This window comes from Alphaproteobacteria bacterium HT1-32 (genome assembly GCA_009649675.1).
Lineage (GTDB): Bacteria > Pseudomonadota > Alphaproteobacteria > Rhodospirillales > HT1-32 > HT1-32.
The window spans coordinates 401,860-419,322 of the sequence record WJPL01000002.1 but is presented as its reverse complement, the minus strand read 5'-3'; the positions used below and the strand labels follow the sequence as shown (position 1 = coordinate 419,322).

Sequence of the window (17,463 nt, the reverse complement as noted above, 5' to 3'; positions counted from 1 at the left end):
CACATGATGATGATTACGGACACAGATGCCCTCGCAGAGCTTTGTCAGGCTCTGGCAGCAGAACCCTATATCACCATCGATACAGAATTTATCCGTGACCGGACCTACTGGCCGGTATTGTGCCTGATACAGGTGGCCGGCATCGACAAGGCCGCCTGTATTGACCCGCTGGCAGAGGGCATGGACCTCGGGCCGCTCTACAAGCTGATGGCCGATACGTCAGTTCTGAAGGTCTTTCATGCCGCCCGTCAGGATGTTGAAATCTTCCTCAAGGAAGCGGGCGCCATTCCCACCCCGTTGTTTGATACCCAGATCGCAGCAATGGTCTGCGGTTATGGTGACCAGATCGGCTATGAGGCGCTGGTTAACAAGATTGTCCGTCAGAGCATCGACAAGTCGAGCCGCTTTACCGACTGGGCACGACGCCCGCTCACTCAAAAACAGCTCGATTATGCAATCTCTGACGTAACGCATCTGCGGGTGATTTATGAGGAACTGGTCGATCAGCTGGAAAAGAATGGCCGACGAAGCTGGATTGATGAAGAACTGAACGTTCTGACCCAGCCTTCGACCTATATTGTCGAACCACAGGAAGCCTGGCGACGTATCAAGTCACGCAATCCGAAACCACGATTCCTTGCCATCCTTCGGGAACTGGCTGCCTGGCGGGAAAATGAGGCCCAGACCCGGGACGTGCCCCGAAACCGGATCATGAAAGATGACGGCTTGCTGGAAATTGCGGCCCAGAAACCGCGTGATGCCAACAGCCTAGGTGCCTGCCGAAGCGTGCCGCAGGGATTCGCCAATGGCCGTTCCGGCACCGATATTCTGGAAGCGGTAAAACGTGGCCTCGACCTGCCAAACAACCAGTGCCCGACACCGCCGGTACGTCAGGAAATTCCGCCGGAAGCCGGTCCTGTCGCTGAAATCCTGAAAGTTCTGCTGAAGTTACGCACCCAGAAATCCGGTGTTGCACAGAAGCTGATCGCCTCAATCGCCGATATCGAGATGCTCGCCGCCGATGACAATGCCAATATTCAGGCCACAAAGGGCTGGCGTCGGGAAATCTTCGGGGCAGAGGCACTGGAAATGAAGCATGGCAAACTTGCCATCACCATCAAGAACGGTGAACTGGCCGTGGTCAGGTCCGCCGACTGACCGCAGGGAGATCAGTTACGGAAAATCGCGTTCACCGGCTTCAGCTGTAATCGAAAGCCGGTGAGCGCCCCATGAGTGCTGCAAGCTTCTTCAACCGGGATGAAAAGGCCGTCTCGGAGTAAAGCGCGTCGTCGCGGGGAAGTGTCAGCGTCAGCGTATCCTTGCTGAGTGACAGACTGGTCCGCATGGCAGCGTCCGGCTGCCCCGCACCGATTCCATGTGCCAGACGCAATGCCAGCCCCAGAACCGCAGCGGATTTCTGCGCATCACCGGACAGCAGCTTGCGGGCAATACCCGCGCCGCCCTCGCCTTCGTAACGTGTGTAAATCGCGATGGCCAGGAAGGCGCGATCAAAATGCCGGAGCCCGATGAACGGCGCCTGGAGAATTTTCAGGTAGGACATGTCCGCCCGGTATTCCGGATGGTCCATCCAGCTGATATTCGACAGATACGCCGCCGCCTTGCGAAGTGCCGGTGTCGCCGGGTCGTCTTCCCGAAACAGCGGAGCCATCCAATCTGCCAGCTGTTCCTTGCCAACCACATCCCGTCCCGCCTTCGCCGCCAGGTCACGGCAGCTGTCCAGCAGCGGGTCATGGTCATCGTTCAACAGGTTGAGGTACTCATAGAGAGCCCCCTCCCGCATTGAAGCGGCGGAGAAAACAACCCGCTCCGGCCTGGCGGCTTTCAGCAGCCGGTCCAGAACCAGTGCAGCAAACGGCACAGTCTCAGAACGCCGTTTCGGAATGCTCGACATCGTTTTCAGGCTGGCCGCACTCTGGCTGCTCACCAGACGCGCAATATCCGTCGCATAGGCCCGATCAATGACATAGTTATCAATGATCTCAAGCGGATATGATGCCTGCACCATTGCTGTCCGGCCCAGTGCCCGCCAGGCACCACCAACCGGGTAAAAGCTTCTGCCCTGCAATTCACCCAGCCAGCTGACATCGCCAATCAGCTTGTCAGCCCGGGCGCGGGCCTTTTTCCGGTCGTAGCCGACATGCTCCGGCAACCGGATTGTCCCAAGCGGCAGGGTCGCGAACCGGCCGGCCTTGCCGTCTTTGAGTTCGATCACATCAAGGCTGCCACCACCGATATCGCCGACCAGACCATCCGCCTTCGGATTGGCCGCCAGAACCCCCATCGCCGACAACAGGGCTTCACGTTCGCCACTGATGATCTCGATACTGAAACCGCAGGTCTCCTCGATCTCCGTCACAAAGGCGGGGCCGTTACCCGCTTCCCTTACAGCTGCGGTCGCCAGAACCGAGACATGCTCAACCCCCAGCCGCTTGCAAAGCTGCGAGAAGCGCTTCATTGCCGCCATTGCCAGATCGACACCTTCGGGGCTGAGTTGCCCGGACTGTTCAATGCCCTGAGCCAGGCCGGCAATAACCTTCTCATTGAAAAACGGGACCGGATGCGGGGACGCGCAGTCATAGATTACCAGGCGAACGGAGTTCGATCCCAGATCGATGACAGCTACCAGCCTGCGTGAAACGGCAGAACCGGATGTCAGGAGGTCATTCTGATTTTGTTTAATCTTCATCCAACACGAGGTTTGGGGCAGCAATACTGTTTTCGATGGCACTGCCACGACCTGACAGGCTCGGGTTGGTCATACAATAGGTATGTACCGAGAAGCCATCACCTTCCGCCTGATCGCGGATATATTCTCCACCGGGCATCAATGTCCAGCTTTGCAGGTCATCTTTCAGATTGGCGATCATGATCTGATCGAGAACCTGCTGATGGACCGTTTCATTGACCAGCGGGACCAGCGTTTCAACACGCCGGTCCATGTTGCGTCCCATCCAGTCAGCAGATGAAATCATCACCTTGGCATGGCTGGATGGCAATTCGTGACCATTACCGAAACAGATGATCCGGGAATGCTCCAGAAAGCGTCCGACGATGCTCTTGACCCTGATCTTTTCGGAAAGCCCCGGAATTCCCGGCCGAAGGCAACAGATGCCCCGTACCACCAGTTCAATCTCCACCCCGTCCTGCGAGGCCCGGTAGAGCGCATCAATGATTTCCGGATCAACGACCGAGTTCATCTTGGCCCAGATACCGGAGGGCTTGCCAGCGCGGGCGTTTTCGGCCTCCGCTTCAATCAGGCCGATCAGATTGTCGCGCAGGGTCAGCGGAGAAATTGAAATCTGTTCCATTTCCTCCGGTTCCGCATATCCGGTCATGTAATTGAACAGACGCGCAGCATCCCGGCACAGGGCCGCATCACAGGTGAAATAGGACAGATCGGTATAAATCTTCGCCGTAATCGGGTGATAGTTGCCCGTGCCATAGTGCACATAAGACACCAGAGACCCCGCCTCACGACGCACAACAAGCGACATCTTGGCGTGAATTTTCTTGTCGATGAAACCATAGACAACCTGTGCGCCAGCCCGTTCCAGGTCACGTGCCCAGCGAATATTGGCTTCTTCATCGAAGCGCGCCTTGAGCTCCACCATTGCCGTCACCGACTTGCCGGATTCAGCGGCTTCAACAAGCGCCCGGACAATCGGACTGTCGTGACTGGTCCGGTAAAGTGTCTGCTTGATGGCGACAACAGCCGGGTCACGGGCAGCCTGACGAATGAACTGCACCACCACGTCAAAACTTTCATACGGGTGATGGACCAGAATGTCTTTCTTGCGAATGGCGGCAAAGCAGTCACCGCCAAAGTCGCGAATCCGTTCCGGGAAACGTGCATTATAGGGAGTGAACAACAGGTCCGGGCGGTCGTTGACGATGATCTGCTTGGTATCGACCAGACCGATAATCCCACGCACCTTGAACACGTCATCCGCTGACACGTCCATTTCATCACGGACGAACGCCAGCAGCCCTTCGGGCATATCCGCACTGACCTTCAGCCGGATAACGGTCCCGCGACGGCGACGCTTCAGTGCCGACTCAAAATGCCGGACGAGATCTTCTGCCTCTTCCTCAATTTCCATTTCACTGTCGCGGATAACCCGGAAGACGCCGCTTTCGATCACATTGAAGCCCGGAAACAGGTGATTGATAAACAGGCTGATCATTGTTTCCAGCGACACAAAGCTGGTCTTCTGCCCCGGCAGACGGACAAACCGGTCGACCTGACTTGGCATCGGCACCAGCGCCCGCAGCAGGTCATCCGGGTCTTTCTCACTCTGCAATTGCAGGGCCATCGCAAAACCAAGATTCGGCAGGAACGGGAACGGATGCGCCGGATCAATAGCCAGCGGCGTCAGGACCGGGAAAACCTGCTCCATGAACCAGGCTTCAAGCCATTCACGGTCACGTCTGGTCAGGTCATCCGCCGACTTGACGACGATACCTTCCTTGGCCAGCGCCCGGACAATCGTCAGCCAGGAACGCTGCTGATGTTCCATCAGTTCATTGGCCATCTCATTGATCGCCACAAGCTGCTGTACCGGGGTCAGACCATCGGCACTGACCGAACTTACACCAGCCTGCAACTGGCCTTTCAGACCCGCAACGCGGACCATGTAGAACTCATCAAGGTTGCCGGCAGATATCGACAGAAAGCGCAGGCGTTCCAGCAGGGGATGGGAGTTATTATCGGCTTCCTCAAGCACCCGGGTATTAAAACGCAGCCAGGAAAGCTCACGGTTGAAGAACCGCTCTCCGCTGGTCAGGTCAATGGCGTCCAGAGGTGTTGAAGCCGCGATATCCATCAAATTCTCCTAATGCCGGTCCGAAAAGAACGGTCGAGCATTACCGCCTATCATAACGATCAGACGGAAATATGACAGTTTCAGGTAATTTGTTACAGAAGCATATGATTTCACGAATCGACCCCTTATGCCGACCTGCCCGAAACGAATGGCAGAGGGCATAAGGGGCCGTTCAGATCACTGACCTTCGGAATCAGAAAGTGCCGGGGTAGGCGCCGCCGTCGAGCAGAATATTCTGGCCCGTAATAAAGCCTGCATGCGCACTCGCCAGAAATGCACAGGCTGCTCCGAATTCCTCTGCCGTGCCGAACCGGCCCGCAGGGTTTGCCGCCATAGCCGCAGCCCGGAACTCGTCAAAGGACTTGCCCGTGCTCTTGGCTTTCGCGTGGAAATTACTGTTCAGCCGGTCCGTATCATGCTGTCCCGGCAGCAGGCCGTTGATGGTCACGCCATTCACAACGGTCTTGCGGGCGATTCCGGCAACAAAGCCTGTCAGCCCGGAACGCGCACCGTTGGAAAGCCCCAGAATATCAATCGGAGCCTTCACCGCACTGGAGGTGATGTTGATAATCCGGCCAAACTTTCGCGCCATCATACCGTCAACGGTCGCCTTGATGAGTTCAATCGGTGTCAGCATGTTCGCATCCACCGCCTTGATCCATTCATCGCGGCCCCAGTCGCGGAAATCACCCGGCGGCGGGCCGCCAGCGTTGTTGATCAGGATATCCGGCTCCGGACAGGCCGCCAGAACTGCGGCCCGGCCTTCCGGCGTGGTGATATCGCAGGCAACGGCTGTTACCTTTGCGCCGGTTGCCTCGCGGATTTCTGCTGCCGTTTGTTCCAGTGTCGCTTCGGTCCGTGCATTGATGACCAGTTCGACCCCTTCACCGGCGAGGGCCATTGCACAGCCCTTGCCCAGCCCCTTGCTTGCCGCGCAGACAATCGCCTTGCGGCCGCTGATTCCCATATCCATTAAACAAATCCTCCAGTTTCAGGTTGGCGTCTGTTCGATGACACGCCGGACCAGAGGCAGAGTGATGTTCCGCCTTTCTGCCAGCGCCGCCCGATCCAGCTTTTCAACAATGTCGCGGGCAGCCTCGAACGAACGCTCTATACGTCTAACGATGAAGGTAACCACCTCAACCGGCACCCGCAATTGCCGGTCAGAGAATTGTTTCACCAGCAGCGCCGCCAGCAAACCATCATCCGGGCCGTCGATCCCCACGACATTCCCTGTCGCCAGTCGCGAGCGCAGATCCGGCAAAACAATCGGCCATGTGTTGGGCGGTGTCCGCCCCGTAACCAGCAAAGCCCCGCGTGCTGCAGTCACTGCATTGAAGATATGAAAGAACCGGCGCTCATGCTCTTCCCGTCCGGCAACGTGATCCGCCTCATCAATTACAACCGCAGCAGGCCGGTCGATGACTGATTCGATATCACGCTCGCTCAACTGGTCCCCGCGCAACATCAGCGCATCGCTGCGTGTCCGGAAGACGTGACAGAGATGCGTCTTGCCGCTGGCTGACGGCCCGAAAACTGCCAGCAGCGCTGTCGGCCATTCAGGCCAGAGGTCCAGCCAGCGGACAGCTTCTGCATTGCAGTCGGAAACAACGTAATCCGGTTCGCCAAACGCCGGGCGGGCGCTGAACCCAAGGGGTAACTGTTCGGGTTCGGTCATTCTGCCTCAGGTAACTCTGTCCGCTTTGTGTGACCGGAATACAGATTGGATTCAAGATACCGGCCAATGAAAAACCGGACGAGAACACCAATCACAGCAGCCGTAGGGACCGCAATCAGAACCCCAACAAACCCGATCAGATTACCGAATGCAAACAGTGCAAATACAATCCAGACCGCATGCAGTTTCACCCGGTCACCAACCAGTTTCGGGGTCAGAAAGTTCCCTTCGATGACCTGACCCGCCGCAAAGACACCCGCAACAGCCAGTATCGGACCGATTGTCGAGAACTGGGCGACCGCAATCGCAAATCCGATCACAAGTCCGACGGCGATACCGACATAGGGAACGAAGGACAGCAGACCGGCGATCAGCCCGACCAGGAATCCGAAATCCAGACCGACCAGCGTCAGCCCGATGCCAAAGAAACAGCCCTGAATGAAGCAGACTGTAAGCTGACCGCGGATAAAGCCGGCGATGGTTTCATCCATCAGGCGAAACTGTTCGCGAATGACTTCCACATGATCCCGCGGCAACCAGCTGTCGACCCGATCAACCATGACATCCCAGTCACGAAGCATGTACCAGGTAACCAGCGGCGTGACGAACAGGAGGGACAGCAGGTTGACCAGCGCCAGCCCTCCGGTCAGCAGGCTTTTCACCAGCTTGCCCAGCCACAGCATCGCATCACCGGCATATTGAGTAACACCGGATTGCAGGCTTTTCAGATCTTCCGGGCTGAGTACGGCGCGGAGTTGCTCAAACAATGGCGTTGCAACGTTATGCAGTCCTTCCACATAACCGGGGAAATTGTCTGCAAACCGGACGACCTGACCCTGAAGAACCGGCAGCAGCAGCAGAACTCCCAGAATGATGGCGAGGAAGAACAGCCCGGCAATAATGCTCGCCGAAAGCGTTCTCGACAGTCCTTTTTCTTCCAGCTTGTCCGCCAGCGGGTCGAGCAGGTAAGCAGAAAGCGCGCCGACCACAAACGGGAGCAGGATTTCGCGAAACAGGTAGAGCGACCCGATAAAAAGCGCGATGACGCTGATCCAGATTACCGCCTGCCGGGTACCACTGATATTCATGAGCTTTCGTCTTCCCAACTGACCGCCTTGCGGCTCCAGATCACAAGATAGGCCGAACCGGACAGAATCGTTGTTATGGCGACAGCATAGCAGAACAAATCAGACAAACCGAGGTCCGGCAGCCCAAGCCCGAGAACGGCGAGAATAAAAACTGCATAGACAATCTGCATCGCCGTATTGACCTTGCTGATCCAGAGCGGCTGCATCTTCAGTTCGTTCCCCAGGGACGTAAACAACAGCCCGCCGCCCACAATCGCAAAATCACGGGCGACCACCAGTATCACCAGCCAGTGCGGCAACAGATCCTGAACGCCAAGTGTGACATAGACACTGACCAGCAGAATTTTATCTGCCAGCGGGTCGAGAAAACCGCCGAGAATGGTGCGGGCATCAAACTGCCGGGCCAGAATGCCATCAATGGCATCACTGGCCCCCGCAATCATGAACAACCAGAATGCAATGCCGTACTCACCTTCAACCATCGCCATGACGGTAACCGGCGTCAGCAGCAGCCGCCCGACCGTGATCAGGTTAGGGAGATAGGTCAGTCTCAAAGCGGACGCAGCACCCATTGACCAAGCTCGGCCTCCAGCGCCAGGTCCTTCTGTGCCAGCGCAGTACGCAGCTGATCTGCATCACCGGTAAAATACAGATCCACCATTGCACGGTCCAGTGCCAGCGACAGCAGCTCCCGCTTATAGATGATCGCGATATCATCCAGGCGTCGGCGAATGTCATTCCAGTCGCTCAGCGAGCGGATCGGAACCCGGACAAGCACAACCGCTTCCTGACCGAATCTGATGAGGTTCCGGTCTTTCCACGCGTCATCAACCGCCATCCGCAACCAGTCGCGCGCCCGGTCCATGACAGCATCCGGTGTTTCACCCTCAGCAGGCCGGAAGGTCTCGCTGAAAACCGTATCCGTGGCACCACGCCCGAAAGCGGAAGCATAGATCTCGACGCTACCGGCCGGGTTATCTTTCACGGACGCGGTTGCTACCAGCGCACCATTGGCCGCATACCGTCCTGCGATCGTCGCTATCCGCTCCGCATCACCATTAACCGCCTGCGAGGCTGTCAGGGCTGAAAGGTCCGGCAGATCACCGAGCGGGTTGACCATCGGCGACAGGCCGTCACTGACCACAATACGCTGCCAGGCAGCACGCCAGGGATTCGACTCTTCCCACAGTTTCAGGTCACCACCCGCCTCATAAACCGGCAGAATAACAAGCGGCTTTGCCACAGTCTCGGCAAAGGGAATGCTGTAATTGCGCAGCAGGGAACGGACATCCGCTGACCGGAACCGCACATCCATCTGCGCAATATAGCGCACATCGGAACTTTTCTCGTCGACCGAGAAATCCCGCACATAATTCACGATCTGTCCGGCCGGGATGGTCGGCAGACGGCTGTGGTCTGCGCTCAGGGTCAGACGCCGCAGCAGGATATCGAACGCTTTCTTCTGTCCGTTCGCCAGCGCCGTCGTCCTCGCAGCCTGTGCAGAGGCCGCTGTCTCGTCCACCGGCACGCCATTTACGCTATAGGGATCCGGTGCAGTTTGTGCACCCGCAGGGAGTGCAAATGACATAATCGCGAAAAGAAGCAGGAAACCGGCATGGACCGGCTGGCAGACATTCGATATGTTGCGCCGCTTCATAACCTTGTTCCCTTCAACAACATCGGACACGCGAGATGGGCGATCCAGATCACAAACGTCCTCTCACATACAAGAGTGCTGGCGTCGATATAGAGGCGGGCGATGCTCTTGTCGAGGGTATCAAGCCACTTGCCAAGGCAACGTCACGCCCTGGTGTGATGCAGAACCTTGGCGGATTTGCGGCAGCCTTTGACCTGAAAGCCGCAGGATTCAGCGACCCCGTGCTGCTTTCAGGCACCGATGGTGTTGGCACAAAGCTGAAAGTAGCCGAACTGGTCGGCGACCATTCAACCATCGGAATTGATCTGGTGGCAATGTGTGTGAACGACCTTGTCGTCCATGGGGCATCACCCCTGTTCTTCCTCGATTACTTCGCAACCGGGCATCTTGATGTCGGCACCGCCCAGACCGTGATTGCCGGGATTGCGGATGGCTGCAAACAGGCAGGCTGTGCGCTCGTTGGCGGTGAGACCGCCGAAATGCCGGATATGTATGCGCCCGGCAGCTACGATCTTGCCGGATTCGCCGTCGGCGCAGCAGAGCGTGACCAGATGTTACCGAAGCCCGGTATCGCCGAGGGCGACACAGTGATCGGTATCGCGTCCAGCGGTTTCCATTCAAACGGCTACTCACTGGTCCGGAAGATCGTGGACCGCAGCGGGCTGACCTATGCCTCCCCTGCCCCGTTCGATGCCGAACAGACGCTGGGGCAGGCATTGCTGACCCCTACCCGGATTTATGTCGATGCCTGCATGGCCGCGATGAAGACCGACAATGTCAAAGCCTTCTGCCATATTACCGGCGGCGGCTTCAGCGAGAACATCCCGCGCATTCTGCCTGAGGGTATTGGCATCCATATTGATCTGGGCAGCTTTGAGTTACCGGCCATGTTCGGCTGGGCTGCGCAAATCGCCGAGTTACCCGCCCTTGAAATGCTGCGAACCTTCAACTGCGGAATCGGCATGATCGCCGTCTGTGACAGTGCACAGGCAGACAGCGTCGTCACTGCCATCCAAAGCAAGGGGGATACAGCATCGGTGATCGGCAGCGTGACCGCCCATGCGGAAGGTCCGAAAGTCACCTACACCATTCCGAAAGGCTGGCCGTGCTGAAAATCGGGGTTCTGATTTCAGGCCGGGGGTCGAACCTTCAGGCCCTGATTGACGCCTGCGCCGGCGATGGATTTCCGGCCAAGATCGCCGTCGTCATCTCCAACAAACCCGACGCTTACGGGCTGGAGCGGGCCAGGCTGGCAGGAATTTCGACGATAACCGTTCCGCACGACACCTTTTCCAGCCGGGAAGCCTTCGATCAGGAGGTCGATCGTCATCTGCGTGAGGCCGGGGTCAAGCTGGTATGCCTTGCCGGCTTCATGCGGCTGCTGTCAGAGCAGTTTGTCCGGGGCTGGAAAGACCGGATGATAAACATCCATCCGTCCCTGCTGCCCTCCTTCAAGGGGCTTAACACCCATGCCCGCACCCTTCAGGCCGGCGTGAAGATCGCAGGCTGCACAGTTCACTATGTACGCCCGGAGATGGATGAAGGGCCAATCATCATGCAGGCAGCCGTACCGGTCCTGGCCGGTGACAGCGAAGAGAACCTGGCTGACCGCATTCTGGTTCAGGAACATCTGATCTATCCCGCAGCCGTCCGTCTGATCGCGGAAGGCCGGGTACGTGTTGCCGGAGAAACCTGCATCATCACCGGCTCCGGCAAAAATTCCGGACTTTCCGAAGCGCTGATCTCCCCTAAATGACCCCAGCAACATTAATCACTTGGAAACGGCTCTGGTTCGTTTATTTTGGCGCAATCACAACCGATAAATGGCAACTGACCAACGAGGAGTTCGCATCGTGAGCGAAGCAGGCGGAAAAGTAGACATGGAAGTCCAGCAGCGGACTTGGATCGCGTTCAATAAATTCATGGTCAAGGTCGGTGTCGTTGGTGTCATCCTGACCATCGCCATTCCCTATATCGTCGCTTTCTGATCAACTTTCAGAAGCGAACAAAAGCCGGCCTCGTCAGAGTGTCGGCTTTTTTTGTGTCTTTTTTTTCAGTCGCGCAATTTCTCCGCCCCTGAACAGCACAAAGCCGCCCTGTCAGATTGACAGAACGGCTTTGCAACAACTCTCCCGAAGGCAGAACCTCCGGATTATCTTGAATCACCGGGAGCGAAGGCCCGGTAAAGTCTCCGGTATCAGCCGACGACTTCGGTCTGTGCGAAGAAATAAGCGATTTCAATCGCTGCATTCTCCGGGCTGTCCGATCCGTGAACAGAATTGGCTTCGATGCTTTCAGCGAAATCCTTGCGGATCGTGCCTTCATCAGCATTTGCCGGATTGGTGGCACCCATGATGTCACGGTTTGCTTTCACGGCATTTTCGCCTTCCAGCACCTGCACGACGACCGGTCCGGACGTCATGAAATCACAGAGTTCGCCAAAGAAAGCCCGCTCGCGATGTACGGCGTAAAAGCCTTCTGCCTGCTTGCGGGTCAGCCACAGACGCTTCTGGGCGATAATCCGCAGACCCTTTTCTTCAAACCGGGCAATGATCTTGCCGGTCAGGTTCCGGCGGGTTGCGTCCGGTTTAATGATGGATAATGTACGTTCGATTGCCATTGTAAAAAACTCACTTTGCCTCAGGTTACGGCGCGCGGGTTTATAGCGGCGCTGCATAGCGCAAGCAACCACGGCTTTGACCTCTTTTTTCGAGAATCCAAAAACATGCTGCATATCAACGACCTGACCTACCGGATTGCCGGACGATTACTGCTCGAACAGGCGACTGTTGCCGTCTCTGATTACCAGAGAATCGGTCTGGTCGGACGTAACGGGGCCGGTAAATCAACTCTTTTCCGGCTTATCCTGGGTGAGATCGCACCGGAATCAGGAACTATTTCCATGCAACCCGGCCGCCGGATGGCGACCGTTGCCCAGGAAGCACCGGATGGTGATATCAGCCTGATCGACACTGTTCTGGCCGCAGATACCGAACGGGCAGAGTTGATGGCGAAGCTGGATCAGGATCCCGGTCGCCCCGATGCCGCTGATATCCATGACCGCCTGACCCAGATTGACGCCCATTCTGCGCCAGCCAGAGCAGCGGGCATTCTGTCCGGTCTCGGTTTCTCAGATGAACAGCAAAGCGGCCCCTGCAATGCGCTGTCAGGCGGCTGGCGTATGCGTGTGGCACTGGGTGCAGCCCTGTTCTCCAACCCGGACCTGCTGCTGCTGGATGAGCCAACCAACCATCTGGACGTCGAAGCAACCATCTGGCTGACCAACTTCCTGAAAAACTGGCGCGGCACGCTTGTCGTCATCAGCCATGACCGCAATCTGCTCAACCGGGTCACCACCCGCACAGTTCTGGTACAGGGTGGCCGTCTGACCGCCTATGGCGGGAATTTCGACACTTTCCGCAAAACCCGCGCTGAACAGCAGCGGGTGCAGGCAAAGACGACAGAAAAGCAGATGGCCCAGCGCCGCCATATGCAGGAATTTGTTGATCGTTTCCGCTACAAGGCATCGAAAGCACGACAGGCACAAAGCCGCCTGAAGATGCTGGAGAAAATGGAAATCGCCGCCCCCGTGGTTGAGGAGGCGCTCCCCAGCTTCGACTTCCCGACACCAGACCCGTTGTCACCGCCACTGATTAATCTCGAGGACGTCAATGTCGGTTATGAGCCCGGCAAACCCGTCCTCCGCGGTCTCGACATGCGGATCGACATGGATGACCGTATCGCCCTGCTCGGCGCAAACGGCAATGGTAAGTCAACACTGGCAAAACTGTTCGCCGGCCGGCTGAAACCTGAAACCGGAACTCTCAGAAAGTCCTCGAAGCTTGTTGTCGGCTATTTCGCACAGCACCAGACCGATGAATTTGATCTGACCGGCAGTCCGCTGACTCATATGTCGAAGCTGATGCCAATGGCGACGGAAACAAAAGTCCGCGCCCATCTCGGCCGGTTCGGTTTCGGAGCGGACAAGGTTGAAACCAAAGTCGGCAGCCTGTCCGGCGGCGAGAAGGCACGTCTGTTGTTTGCCCTGATGAGCCGCGAAGCTCCGCATCTGATGATCCTCGATGAACCGACCAACCATCTGGACATCGACGCGCGTGAGGCTCTCGTCTCTGCCCTTAATGCATGGGAGGGGGCTGTCATCCTTATCAGTCATGATGCGCGCCTGATCGAGCTTTGCGCTGACCGGCTTCTGCTGATCAATGACGGCGAGGTCAAACCGTTCGACGGCGACATGGACGACTATGAAGCCTATGTAACCGGGAAAGGTCGCCCGTCTCCGGCAGACAAGTCTGCGGATTCCCCGTCAGCGGAAACCGGGAAAAGCCGGCGAAAGGCAAAAGCCGGAAACCGTGCTGACAAGGCCCCTCTCCGACGGAAAGCGACAGAAGCGGAAAAGGAAATGACCCGCCTGACCCGCAAGCGAAGCCTGATCGAATCCAAGATGGCTCAACCGGACTTCTACAACAGCCCGGCAATCCGGATCACCGCCTTCCAGAAAGAACTGGCCGACGTGAAAGCGGCAATCCTGGAAGCAGAAACCAGGTGGCTGGAGGCTGAAGAAGCACTGGAAGTCGCAGACTGAGACAGCCCGCCAGATCACGTAAAACTGAAATATTGTTCCGCGCGGGATGCGCTACCATGTGATGAACAGCAACTCATAGCCGGAGAGAACAAATGCTGACCCGAAGACTACTGGTCGCCGCTTTCATATCGCTCACAGGTCTGACGACAGTTGCCTATGCTCATCACGGATGGCGGTGGACTGCCGACGGTAATGTTGAAGTCATCGGTATCATCAAGTCGGCAACGCTCGGTAATCCGCACGGGGTTCTGATTCTTGATGTCGAGGGAGAGGAGTGGACCGCAGAAGTTGGACAGCCCTGGCGCAATGCCCGTGCCGGACTGAGCGACGATTTGATGGCCCCCGGAACCGAAATCACGATTATCGGTCAGCGATCTGCCGATCCGAAAGAAAAGCGGGTGAAGGCTGAACGAATCAGAATCAGCAACAAACTCTACGAACTTTATCCCGAACGCGACTGACAGGATAACCGGCAATGCTTGCAGACCTGCTGACAGCCCTGCAGGCATCGGACGCGGCGACCGCGCTCCGGAAGTCCTTCTGGGTCTATCCGCTCGTCAATGCCGGACATATTTTCGGGCTGGCCATGATCTTCGGAGCCATTCTGCCCATGGATCTTCGGCTGATCGGTTTCTGGCCCGGAGCCGACTACCGGCAACTGGCAAGAATACTTGTTCCGGTCGCTGTCAGCGGGGTTCTGCTGGCACTGGCGACCGGCATTGCCCTGTTCAGTGCCCGCCCGCTGGATTATGCCTATAAGCCATTGTTCCAGATAAAGATGATCATCATTGTCATCACCCTCGGCAATGCCCTGTTATTGCACCATACTCATATCTGGCATAGCTTTCCGGCAATTGGTCAGGGGGCTCTCCGGTTCCGAATTGCCGGGATTATCTCGATTGCCGGGTGGGTATCAGTCATCACTCTCGGTCGCTTTCTCGGGTATTATTAATCATCGTTGGTAGTGCGGCCTGTCCCTGGCAGACAACTGATCAGTCCGGTCAATTAAGGTGTAACAGGTTTGGTAAGCACGGATAAGACATCATCAGCCAAAAGCACTGTATTCTGGCTCCTCCTCACTGCGATTACCCTTGCTGTTTTCATTGCGATTCTGGAACTGGGAAGCTGGTACATCTGGACGCATGTATTGCGGGCAAATGATTACGTGAAACTTTACGGCGAGCGAATGGCCTCAATTGACCGCCTGCTGGTCAATCCGGAGACAGAAGCCATTGGATATGAAGCGGGAACCACTGTTGTCACCTATAATACCGGCGAGTTTGTAGACCGCTTTCCTGTCTGGTTTTCTCCGGAACTCGGTGTCGGTATTTTTGATGACGGTATTGATGACACGACACACCGCGCTCTTGTTATCGGTGATTCATTCGGACGCGGCGTCGGGGCTACCACTCTGGCAAAGAACTGGGTGGAAACCGCGGAGCGACAGGCCAACAATACAGATATACTCAATCTGTCATTTGTTGGTTCCGGCCTTGCCGGATATATCGACACTTACAAACGATATGCGCGGTATTTCCAGCACGACACCGTTATTCTGAGTTTTGATGCAGATTCCGATTTCATTGATTCTGCCTATTCAAAAAACCGCCTGGTTCTTTTCCAGTCTGCAGATGACCTGAAAAGACGCGCCATTGCACTGAACTATGATGAAGGCTGTAACCGACTGCAAAACAGATGGCTGAAAAGTTGGACATTGCATGCAGTTTCGGAAGTCCTGCGCAGACGATATGAATGGGCAAATGTCGCATTGCGGGATGTTTTTCCCCCTTGTCCAAGCTCAGCCGAACCACCTGTGGCCATCCTCCGTGAACGCGAAGCCGCCGCTGAAGAGGCAAAGTCACATATGCAGGCCGAAACAAATCTGCTCAACTTTGTCTCGGATGAACTGCGGGAAATTCTTGCTAACCGGGACCTCGGAGGAGAAAGCGCTGAAGTCAGGTATAACGGATTTCGGATCCTGGTCCGACCCTATCACAGGGACCGGCATCTCGCCGACCTTATGACAGACAGCATAGCCGAGAGGCTTCTGGCCTTTGCAGATGAAGTGGGAAAACTCGGGAAATGTCTCGTCATCGTGATGCATCCGACAAAAGCCGAAGTTTATGCGCCGAAGTCCGATGATATCGTAACGGGAGAGGTGACCGCAGCAGATATCAGATACCCGTTTGACCGCCTGAAGGGGCTCCTGTCCTCGGACATTACCGTCATTGATCCGACAACAGCCTTGCATGAGGCAGCACAGGCGACGCAGGACAGATTGTATTATGCTGTCGATATGCATTACACACCGGCAGGCTATGCCGTCGTCGGAAAGATCGCCGGAGAAGAACTTACCTCACATTACGCCCGTTCCGGCTGCTCTCCGGAATAAGTGAGGACAGCAAACCGGAACGACAGATATTCCCAGAATCAGGCCGCCTTGCGGCCATAGCCGTCAAACAGGTCGGACAGGCGCTCGCGCCAGGCACAGACCGGGTCTTCTGATTCCAGCAAGGCGACATCACTGGTAATTGAGGCCCACTGGAAGCTGCCAAACAGAATGTAGTCTGCATATCCGGCCTGCCCGCCAGACAGGAAGGGTTGTTCTTTCAGTGTCAGACGGGCCGGGGTCAGAGCTTTCCGGAATGTATCAAGCCGCTGCTCCAGGTCGCCACAGACATCTTCCAGACGACAGCCGAACCGCGCTTCCCTTGTGGACCGGAAATGGTCACTGTCACACTCCGCCACATCATCAAGAATATCCGCGACAATTATCGGCGCCAGTGCGGTATTGATCACCGTATCTGCCCAGTGGTTTACAAACCGGGCCAGCCCGCGAGCCTCAGGCCCGGCCATCAGTGCGGGACGATCAGCATAAGCTTCATCCAGATAAACCGCGATATTCCAGCTATCCGTGATCGTCTGATCACCATCACGAAGCACCGGCACCTTTTTATAATCAGTGAAATCCAGATTACTCTTGTCGGCAAAACCGACAGCAACATGTTCTGCCTCAAGTCCCTTGTGACGAAGGGCCATATCGGTGCGCCAGCAAAAAGGGCTGAAACGCCGCCCATCCCGTCCATCAAGTTCATAAAGAATCATTATACCTGTTCCAGTCGTTCAGTTTCTCTTCAGAGACCCCATTTTCTGCGGTCATCTGTCAGCCGACGAGCTTCACCTTCAGCCCGTCGAGTTCATCGGTAATCTCAATCTGGCAGCCCAGCCGTGAGTTCTTGTCGAGTTCAAAACAAAGATCGAGTGTGTCTTCCTCGTCTTCTGACTTTGGTGCCAGTTTGGCCGCCCAGGCTTCATCAACAATCACATGACAGGTGGCGCAGGCCATCGAGCCACCACATTCACATGGCAAATTCAGATCTTCATCATAGGCGACATCAAGAATTGTCTGCCCGGATTTGACATCGTAGCTGGTCTCGTTCCCATCCTGGTCGACCACTATCAGTTTTGGCATTGAGCCCTCCACGCATTAAAGACGGTTTGAAAGATAATTTCTTCGCACCTGCGAAACCAACGGTTTTTTCTGTGTTTTTCCGACAGATTGGTCCTGATAGGATCGATTTTTATGAATTCAT

At 56.3% G+C, this 17,463-nt stretch carries 17 protein-coding genes; 7 read left to right on the top strand and 10 right to left on the bottom strand.

Translation table 11 applies throughout. The annotated features are described in order from the left end of the window. Positions 1 to 3: 3 nt before the first annotated feature. Entirely contained in the window at positions 4 to 1,158 is a 1,155-nt protein-coding gene (rnd, locus tag GH722_13430; GenBank protein MRG72764.1) for a ribonuclease D, read from the top strand. Between the two features lie 40 nt (positions 1,159 to 1,198). Here the strand turns inward: rnd and GH722_13425 are convergent, their stop codons facing one another. From GH722_13425 to GH722_13395, 7 genes are all read right to left on the bottom strand, one after another. Further along, the gene (locus GH722_13425; GenBank protein ID MRG72763.1) at positions 1,199 to 2,707 is read right to left on the bottom strand and encodes a hypothetical protein; all 1,509 of its coding nucleotides are present in this window, start codon (positions 2,705 to 2,707) and stop codon (positions 1,199 to 1,201) included. Beyond that, positions 2,697 to 4,844: an RNA degradosome polyphosphate kinase gene (locus tag GH722_13420; GenBank protein MRG72762.1), complete on the bottom strand. Its 2,148-nt coding sequence runs from the start codon at positions 4,842 to 4,844 to the stop codon at positions 2,697 to 2,699. The genes GH722_13425 and GH722_13420 overlap by 11 nt, the downstream gene beginning before the upstream one ends. A gap of 193 nt (positions 4,845 to 5,037) precedes the next feature. Continuing rightward, positions 5,038 to 5,817 (bottom strand): SDR family oxidoreductase, encoded by a 780-nt coding sequence (locus GH722_13415; protein ID MRG72761.1) that lies wholly within the window; start codon positions 5,815 to 5,817, stop codon positions 5,038 to 5,040. Between the two features lie 18 nt (positions 5,818 to 5,835). Then, positions 5,836 to 6,522 (bottom strand): DNA replication protein, encoded by a 687-nt coding sequence (locus GH722_13410; GenBank protein MRG72760.1) that lies wholly within the window; start codon positions 6,520 to 6,522, stop codon positions 5,836 to 5,838. After that, on the bottom strand, positions 6,519 to 7,610 hold the full coding sequence (locus GH722_13405; GenBank protein ID MRG72759.1) for an AI-2E family transporter: 1,092 nt from the start codon (positions 7,608 to 7,610) through the stop codon (positions 6,519 to 6,521). Before GH722_13405 ends, GH722_13410 begins: the two co-directional genes overlap by 4 nt. Beyond that, a complete protein-coding gene (locus GH722_13400; GenBank protein MRG72758.1) occupies positions 7,607 to 8,182 on the bottom strand; it encodes a CDP-alcohol phosphatidyltransferase family protein in 576 nt (191 codons plus the stop codon). The genes GH722_13405 and GH722_13400 overlap by 4 nt, the downstream gene beginning before the upstream one ends. Beyond that, positions 8,161 to 9,267: a DUF2066 domain-containing protein gene (locus GH722_13395; GenBank protein ID MRG72757.1), complete on the bottom strand. Its 1,107-nt coding sequence runs from the start codon at positions 9,265 to 9,267 to the stop codon at positions 8,161 to 8,163. The genes GH722_13400 and GH722_13395 overlap by 22 nt, the downstream gene beginning before the upstream one ends. Positions 9,268 to 9,302: 35 nt before the next feature. Here GH722_13395 and GH722_13390 point away from each other — a divergent pair, with 35 nt between their 5' ends. Next, entirely contained in the window at positions 9,303 to 10,379 is a 1,077-nt protein-coding gene (locus GH722_13390; GenBank protein ID MRG72756.1) for a phosphoribosylformylglycinamidine cyclo-ligase, read from the top strand. Further along, positions 10,367 to 11,023, top strand: coding sequence for a phosphoribosylglycinamide formyltransferase (locus GH722_13385; protein MRG72755.1), 657 nt, complete (start codon positions 10,367 to 10,369; stop codon positions 11,021 to 11,023). The genes GH722_13390 and GH722_13385 overlap by 13 nt, the downstream gene beginning before the upstream one ends. Positions 11,024 to 11,464: 441 nt before the next feature. Here GH722_13385 and GH722_13380 read toward each other — a convergent pair whose 3' ends face one another. Further along, positions 11,465 to 11,887: a nucleoside-diphosphate kinase gene (locus tag GH722_13380; GenBank protein MRG72754.1), complete on the bottom strand. Its 423-nt coding sequence runs from the start codon at positions 11,885 to 11,887 to the stop codon at positions 11,465 to 11,467. A gap of 105 nt (positions 11,888 to 11,992) precedes the next feature. Between GH722_13380 and GH722_13375 the strand changes: the two genes are divergently transcribed. From GH722_13375 to GH722_13360, 4 genes are all read left to right on the top strand, one after another. Continuing rightward, positions 11,993 to 13,870 (top strand): ATP-binding cassette domain-containing protein, encoded by a 1,878-nt coding sequence (locus GH722_13375; GenBank protein MRG72753.1) that lies wholly within the window; start codon positions 11,993 to 11,995, stop codon positions 13,868 to 13,870. 92 nt (positions 13,871 to 13,962) lie between these two features. After that, positions 13,963 to 14,331: a hypothetical protein gene (locus tag GH722_13370; protein MRG72752.1), complete on the top strand. Its 369-nt coding sequence runs from the start codon at positions 13,963 to 13,965 to the stop codon at positions 14,329 to 14,331. Between the two features lie 14 nt (positions 14,332 to 14,345). Beyond that, positions 14,346 to 14,822, top strand: a complete 477-nt coding sequence (locus GH722_13365) for a hypothetical protein (protein MRG72751.1) — start codon at positions 14,346 to 14,348, stop codon at positions 14,820 to 14,822. Between the two features lie 69 nt (positions 14,823 to 14,891). Continuing rightward, a complete protein-coding gene (locus GH722_13360; GenBank protein ID MRG72750.1) occupies positions 14,892 to 16,262 on the top strand; it encodes a hypothetical protein in 1,371 nt (456 codons plus the stop codon). Between the two features lie 38 nt (positions 16,263 to 16,300). Here GH722_13360 and GH722_13355 read toward each other — a convergent pair whose 3' ends face one another. Further along, the gene (locus GH722_13355; protein ID MRG72749.1) at positions 16,301 to 16,975 is read right to left on the bottom strand and encodes a glutathione S-transferase family protein; all 675 of its coding nucleotides are present in this window, start codon (positions 16,973 to 16,975) and stop codon (positions 16,301 to 16,303) included. A gap of 58 nt (positions 16,976 to 17,033) precedes the next feature. Then, a complete protein-coding gene (locus tag GH722_13350; GenBank protein MRG72748.1) occupies positions 17,034 to 17,342 on the bottom strand; it encodes a 2Fe-2S iron-sulfur cluster binding domain-containing protein in 309 nt (102 codons plus the stop codon). Between the last annotated feature and the right edge of the window lie 121 nt (positions 17,343 to 17,463).